The sequence below is a fragment of the Mesorhizobium sp. LEGMi-168a genome (assembly GCF_058312955.1).
The window spans coordinates 1-6565 of record NZ_JBZEGV010000063.1 but is presented as its reverse complement, the minus strand read 5'-3'; the positions used below and the strand labels follow the sequence as shown (position 1 = coordinate 6565).

Below are 6565 nucleotides of genomic sequence, written 5' to 3'. Positions count from 1 at the left end.
CGCTCATCCAGGACCTGACCCTCGGTCTCGAGCCCGAGGACGGCGTCATCTGGGTCTACGGAGCCAACGATGACGACGGGATCTTGGCCTTCACCGATGAAGGCATCGAGGAGGTCGAACTCCTCCTCGAAGAATATCATCGCGTCTCCGCATCGAAAGCTTGACCTCAGCACCGCGATGCTCATGGCCGCCGGATACGCACGCCTGCGGTCTTCACCGGATGAGTACGCAAAGTCGACACGACCGGTGCGACCGTTTCCGGTCAATCTCACCAACGCGGCAGGGCTGTAGGAAAATCCCCTATGCTGCTGCCACTCGGTCCCCACCATAATCCTTCTTAGGTGGGGCTTGTCCGATGTCTGAGGGGCTGTTCCAGATAGATTGCTTTCTTTGATGGCTTTGTGGCCTCGACAGTCAGATTCGAAGCGCGAGCCTCCACTCGTTCAATCCCTAGCCTCTGCAGCATTTCCGACTTTAGCTTTACGCCAGCGACGTCGATCGAATGGGAACATAACGTAATCGCGCACCGTGAGCGGTTCGGGCTGGTTTCGCATGCCAACCTCCGGCCACTCATTCTTTTTTGGCCAGTATGCGGTTAGAAAAATCGTGTCCCAGATGGTCGTAAAGAACCCATAGTTTCGGTGCCGGTGATGCGGCTCCATCGAGTGGTGAATGCGGTGGAATTTGTTGTCGCCAATGATGTATCGAAGCGGCCCAAAATTGATGCGGGTACTAGAATGCGAAAAATGGGCCTGAAACGTAATTAGCGTCATGGCAACGATGGGCACTACGCCAGATTCAAAATGGATCAGAGCGAGTGGCAGTGCTACCAACGCCGCGTAAATCAGTGGCTCGGTGATGTGATGATTGCAATTCCATGCCGTCAATTCGCGGATCGAGTGGTGAGTAGCGTGCAGGCGCCAGAGGAATGGAACAGCATGCTGAGCACGGTGCATCCAGTAGTAAAAGAAGTCGCCGGCAATCGCGACTAAAACCCCTGAAAGGACAGCCAATCCACTGTTGATGATTGCGTTGTCAGAGTGAAGCAACGTACCGAAATTGATCGTTATCAGCGGCTTTATGCCTAGCCAAGCCAGGCTCACAGCGAAGAAGTGCCAGATAAACGCGCCCAATCCGAGCCGAATGATCCAATTCCGCACGCCGCGAACATATGAGGCAAGACTGTATCGATAAGCCGGAAAGGTCAGCTCCAGCGCGGCACAAATGGTAGCGAAGACGACAACCAGCTCGAACGATTTCAAGAAGATCTGGGTCATCTGATTAAAATCGAGAATGTGCATTTGTTTGCTCCGGCGAATCGTTCAAAATGCGCCAACTTCAGGTCGGATCATCGACGCGCTCGTCACGAGGGCGAATCCAAATAGTTGTGAATCTCCAGCGCGGTCCGATAAATTGGGGTCGGCACGTTCGATATCCGCGCAGTACGAGTTGCATATAGCCACGTCTTGCAAATCTGCTTTTCAGTGCGCATCCAAACGATGATCATTGCGCCGGCACAGCGGGGCACCGCAGGGACGTGCTATGCGGGATTTTCGCAGATTGGTAAAATCGATTGTTTGAATAAGGCCCATCCATTTTCTAAATGGTCGGAGAAGCCCGTTGGACGAGCTGGCTTGTCCGAGGCGACCAACTATGCGCCAGTATGTTGAGGTGGCGACCTGCCATGGCAGCAGAGCCTTGCAAAAGCCAGCAGGTCGGCGCGACCGGTGTCGATCAGGTTCATCGCGCCGTGATGATGCCGTTGGTATCGAGGAACGGCTCGTCGTGCAGGGCGTGATGTTGACAATGGCTTTGCCGATGCAAAGCACGTCATATTTCAGCATCATTGACTCCGCCAACGGGCCTACCGCTTTCTCCATGCCGGCCGGGCGCGGGGCTCGTCAGTTGGAATGGCGGTTCCCCATGCCAATCCATTCGGCGTCGGCCCTCACGGGGCGGCGAGTCCTGCCTCGCGCCGCAAGTCGTCGGCTCTGTCAGTCCTCTCCCAGGTGAACTCAGGCTCTTCACGGCCGAAATGCCCATAGGTCGCAGTCTTGCGGTAAATCGGGCGCAAGAGATCAAGCATCTTGATAATGCCTTTGGGTCTGAGATCGAATAGCTCATGAACGAGCCGCTCGATCCTTCTTTCCTCAATCCTTGCGGTCCCGAAAGTGTTGACCATGACAGAAACCGGGCTTGCCACGCCGATCGCGTAAGCAAGCTGCACCTCGCAGACGTCCGCGAGCCCGCTAGCCACGATATTTTTCGCGACATATCGGGCGGCATAGGCAGCCGAGCGGTCAACCTTGGACGGGTCCTTGCCCGAAAAGGCGCCGCCCCCGTGACGCCCCATTCCGCCATAGGAATCGACGATGATCTTGCGTCCAGTGAGGCCGCAGTCGCCGCGCGGCCCACCGACTACGAACCGCCCCGTTGGGTTGACCAGAATTCTGATGCCTTCCGTGTCCAGCTCGGTCGGCAGGACCGGCTTTATTATTTCCTCAATCACGCCCTCGCGAACCGTCTCTTGCGAGACCTGCTCATTGTGCTGCGTCGACACGACGATGGTGTCCAGGGCGACAGGGCGCAAGCCTTCATAGCACACGGAGACCTGGGATTTCATGTCGGGACGCAACCAGCTAAGCTGTCCAGCTTTGCGGACATCTGCCTGTCTTTTCGTCAAGCGGTGGGCGAGCTGGATGGGCAACGGCATCAAAGTATCGGTCTCGCGGCATGCATAGCCGAACATGAGGCCCTGATCTCCCGCGCCCTGTTCGAGGTCCTGCCCCCGGCCCTCGTCAACGCCTTGGCTGATGTCGGGCGACTGCTCGGTGAGAGCCACAACGACCGAGCAACGCCGGCCGTCAAAGCCAACGGCCTCATCGTCGTATCCGATATCAACGATCGTATCGCGGGCAACTTGGCCGTAGTCGACCTTTGCATCGCTGGTAATCTCGCCAGCCAGAACGACCGTCCCTGTCTTCACCAAGGCTTCACATGTCTTCACCAAGGCTTCACAGGCGACGCGCGCCCTTGGATCGAAGCGCAAGACTGCGTCGAGGATTGCGTCCGAGATGTTGTCGGCCAGCTTATCCGGGTGTCCCGCGCCAACCGATTCGGAAGAGAATACGAACTGCCTAGCCATGAAATGCCTCGCTTCGGGTGTTGGAGTTGCATGGGGCATTTTGTTTAGCCCCTTACCTATCGGTGAGGCCCGGGACCTCGAACGCAGCGCATAAGTCGGCAACGTCTCTTCGCACGCCAGCATGGAGATCTTCGTCGTTTGGCCACCTGAGGACGAAGTCAATGAAGCCAGCAATTTGTACCATCTCCCTCTCGCGCATGCCCATTGACGTCACTGCTGGCGAACCCAAGCGAATTCCGCTTGTAACCGCCGGATCGCGCGGATCGCCCGGCACCATGTTAAAGTTCGTAATGATGCCCGCCCTTGCTAGTCGCTCGGCATAGGCCCTGCCTGGCAATGGTCGGTCGCGCAGGTCAAGGATCAGCATGTGATTGTCAGTCCCCCCGGTAACCAGGTCATAGCCTCGCTCAAGAAGTGCCTGGGCCAAAGCCTTGGCATTCTTGACGGTCTGTTGGCCGTAGTTACGGAAGGACGGGGTCGCGGCTTCCTGCAAGGCGACTGCTAGCGCGGCGATAACATTCATATGCGGCCCGCCTTGCAGGTGAGGGAAGACCGCGCGATCTATCCGCCTGGCGAGATTGTGTTTGCTCTTCGGATGATAGAGCGCCTGATAGCGATCTTCGTTCCTGGACAAAATGAAACCGCCGCGGGGACCACGGATCGACTTGTGCGAGGTGCTGCTGACGACGTCGCAATGGCGCACGGGGTTGGGGTGCGCTCCTGCAGCAATCAGGCCGCTGATGTGCGCAATGTCGGCTACAAGATAGGAGTCCGCCTCCAGAGCGATTTCTGCCATTGCCGCGTAGTCAAAGACACGTGGATAAGCAGTTCCGCCGACCCAAATAAGCCGCGGCCGTTCTCGCTTAGCTGTCTCGCGCAAGCGGTCATAGTCAATTTGCTGCGTCTTTTCGTTCAGCCCATAGGGGACGCGTCGATAGTCAGTTCCGGAAAAGTTGATGGCCCAACCATGGGTGAGATGGCCCCCTTCCGGAATCGGCAAACCCATGACTTTGTCGCAAGGCTTCAAAAGCGCGCGATAGACAGCCTGATTGGCCGGCGAGCCGGAATAGGGCTGGACGTTAGCGTGTTCGCTTCCAAATAGTTTATTCAAGCGTTCAATGGCGAGGTTCTCAAGCTCATCGACGATCTCGTTTCCCGCGTAGTAGCGCGCACCAGGGTATCCCTCGGCATACTTGTTTGTGAAAATCGACCCGGTCGCTTCCAGAACTGCCGAGGAGGCAAAATTTTCAGAAGCGATTAGTTTGAGCGTCGTGCGCTCCTGTCGCTCTTGTCTCAGAAGCAGATCGTGAACGCGGCGATCAACCGCGGCTAAGCAAGAGCGTCCGTAAGCGTTGGGCTGCGCGATGGCGAGATCGCCAGAGTTGTTCATCATGGGCTCGCGCTCCAATTGGATCGATCTATTTCACGACCAAGCAGGCTGTCCCCTTTGGCTGCTCGTCTCGTATCGCTTCGAGTCGTTGTAGGTCTCGTTCATGATGGCCATCGCAGTGGGGCAGGAGATCGACTAGCAATTGGACCAGACCGCCGTCCTTGCCTCTTGCTTTGAGATGATAGGAGCGCCACGGACGTTGTTCGTTGCAGCCAAGAAAGTCGGCTCTGGCGAGTAGCCTGACATGTCGCACAACGCGATCGCGACGTAGATCCAAAATGTCTGCCAGCTCGCAGACAGTTAGGTCTGCATGCGCGCAAAGGCCCAGGATTCGAAGGCGATCAAGATGCGCTGCCGTCCTTAGGCGACTGACCAGTGTCATCATTGTTCAGCATCGAGCCATATGGAAAGACTGGATACTCGTTGCACTGAATTTGCCATCTGGCGTTCTCCGCAGATGCCGCAGCTTTCAAACCAAATTAGGTCGTTGCTTGTCTCACAAACCGGACACTCTCGGTGCACGCAAGGAGACGTAGGTCTCTTGGCATGTAATTGTTCGAACCGACAGTGATTGAAGTCGAATAATTAGGTCGAGTGCTCTCGTTGCCATAGCCTTTGGCCATAGATTGGGTCCAGTTCGGAGGTCGGAGATCAGGAGGAACCGCGGTTTTGAGTCTCTGACTGACCTCAGACGTTGAGATAAGCTACCACCCACAGCGATTTCTTGTTGCTAAGAGTCTATGAACTTCTTTGAAGAAACTGTTGCAATGTCTGCGCGCCGAGATGCCGGTCAAGATGGGTCGAGCCGCATGGTTTCAAGCCAACGGGGCGGCATGGTGGGGATTCGAAGAATGCCAGACACTCTTGCGTCGAAGCGCACCGGTCGTGGTGACGCGGCCTGCGGCATTGACAGCATGAGTTTAGAAGACGTGCTCGAGAAGATCGAGGCCAGCCGTCGCAACAGCGCTGAGATGTGCCCGTAGGGCGTGAGAGCGCTTGGTGCCCTTGGCTACGCTCCAGGCAAAGTGCCGGTCGATGCCACTTCGAACACGTCGAGCAGAATTGCCAGCCCGACGCCGCAGGCGGTCAGGATGAGGCCGGCCGTGAAGATGCGGTTGGCGCGCTCATAGACCTGGCGTCGCAGCGAACTCATGTCGAGCAACAGCGATAGCGCCCGCATCTGCGAGGCTATGCCGACCAGGATTGGGACCACTGCGAACAGGTCGTAAAATCGCCACGGCACCGGGTTTGCCGCCCAATGTGTGACGAAACCCAGCGAAAACGCCAGCAATATGCCGACGACTGTGATTGTGCCGTTCCGGAAGACGGTCTCGATCGCTTCTTCCTCGGGGTTATGCTCGTCCAATCGCCTCTCTCTGCAGGTCTGCGCAGTCGTCGCACAGATGTGAGCTGATCCCTAAGATCCTCCGAAGACTGGAGTTTGCCGACTTCGGGCTAGCGGCGTCATCGGGATTGATCAATGAACCCACCTCTTGATACCAGAAAGAAGCAAAACTAAGTCGGCATGAACGCGATGCCTGACGAAGGGTGTTAGTTCCGAGCCGGCCGCTGTTGCCGCTGCAGTGCGGAGAGGAACGACATGGAGTTCCGTCTAACCGTATCCTAGTCAGCGGCATCAAGACCGAGGAGAAAGCCGGCGGCGGCATTCCATTCAGGATATCGGTCGATTGGAATCTGGAGCCTGGCCATCTTTGTTCAGGAGGGAATGCGCACCCCGCTGCCAGCTATTCCCGGTCTATGTGCTCAGCTTGCTTTGCAAATCAATATCGACGCCCATGTCAGCCACTCCTTGCATGCTTGCTTATCGCGACAAATCGGGCGCGATGTCCAGCCGGCCTTCTTTCCTGTAGGCTTACGAGCTTGAGCAGTATGACGATGTTCTGGCTGTAGCGCGACAATCTGGGAGAGAGGTGCGCGACAATCTGGATGAGAATCTGGCGTCGCGGCGGGTGTGATGATTGCGGCTTTGATTGACGCGCGCAAGTGCTTTGTCAGGTTGATTGTCGCGG

General features: G+C 56.8%; 6 protein-coding genes. 1 reads left to right on the top strand and 5 read right to left on the bottom strand.

Going from position 1 to position 6565, the window contains the following annotated elements:
• Nucleotides 1-443 precede the first annotated feature (443 nt).
• The 3 genes from AC4FWB_RS33620 to glyA all read right to left on the bottom strand — a co-directional run bounded on the left by AC4FWB_RS33620 (nt 444) and on the right by glyA (nt 4535).
• Nucleotides 444-1301 (bottom strand): sterol desaturase family protein, encoded by an 858-nt coding sequence (locus tag AC4FWB_RS33620; RefSeq protein WP_491030522.1) that lies wholly within the window; start codon nt 1299-1301, stop codon nt 444-446.
• Nucleotides 1302-1948: 647 nt separating this feature from the next.
• Nucleotides 1949-3145: a methionine adenosyltransferase gene (gene metK / locus AC4FWB_RS33615; protein ID WP_491030521.1), complete on the bottom strand. Its 1197-nt coding sequence runs from the start codon at nt 3143-3145 to the stop codon at nt 1949-1951.
• A gap of 52 nt (nt 3146-3197) precedes the next feature.
• Nucleotides 3198-4535 (bottom strand): serine hydroxymethyltransferase, encoded by a 1338-nt coding sequence (glyA, locus tag AC4FWB_RS33610; RefSeq protein ID WP_491030523.1) that lies wholly within the window; start codon nt 4533-4535, stop codon nt 3198-3200.
• Nucleotides 4536-5275: 740 nt separating this feature from the next.
• Between glyA and AC4FWB_RS33605 the strand changes: the two genes are divergently transcribed.
• Nucleotides 5276-5518 (top strand): hypothetical protein, encoded by a 243-nt coding sequence (locus AC4FWB_RS33605; protein ID WP_491030520.1) that lies wholly within the window; start codon nt 5276-5278, stop codon nt 5516-5518.
• A gap of 26 nt (nt 5519-5544) precedes the next feature.
• Here the strand turns inward: AC4FWB_RS33605 and AC4FWB_RS33600 are convergent, their stop codons facing one another.
• Nucleotides 5545-5901: a hypothetical protein gene (locus AC4FWB_RS33600; RefSeq protein ID WP_491030519.1), complete on the bottom strand. Its 357-nt coding sequence runs from the start codon at nt 5899-5901 to the stop codon at nt 5545-5547.
• Between the two features lie 398 nt (nt 5902-6299).
• Nucleotides 6300-6565 (bottom strand): hypothetical protein (locus AC4FWB_RS33595; protein WP_491030518.1); only part of this gene is annotated, 266 nt, incomplete at its 5' end.

Bases quoted from the DNA above. Each gene is read 5' to 3' on its own strand.
- AC4FWB_RS33620 (WP_491030522.1), bottom strand. From the start codon at position 1,301: ATGCACATTCTCGATTTTAATCAGATGACCCAGATCTTCTTGAAATCG.
- metK (WP_491030521.1), bottom strand. From the start codon at position 3,145: ATGGCTAGGCAGTTCGTATTCTCTTCCGAATCGGTTGGCGCGGGACAC.
- glyA (WP_491030523.1), bottom strand. From the start codon at position 4,535: ATGAACAACTCTGGCGATCTCGCCATCGCGCAGCCCAACGCTTACGGA.
- AC4FWB_RS33605 (WP_491030520.1), top strand. From the start codon at position 5,276: ATGAACTTCTTTGAAGAAACTGTTGCAATGTCTGCGCGCCGAGATGCC.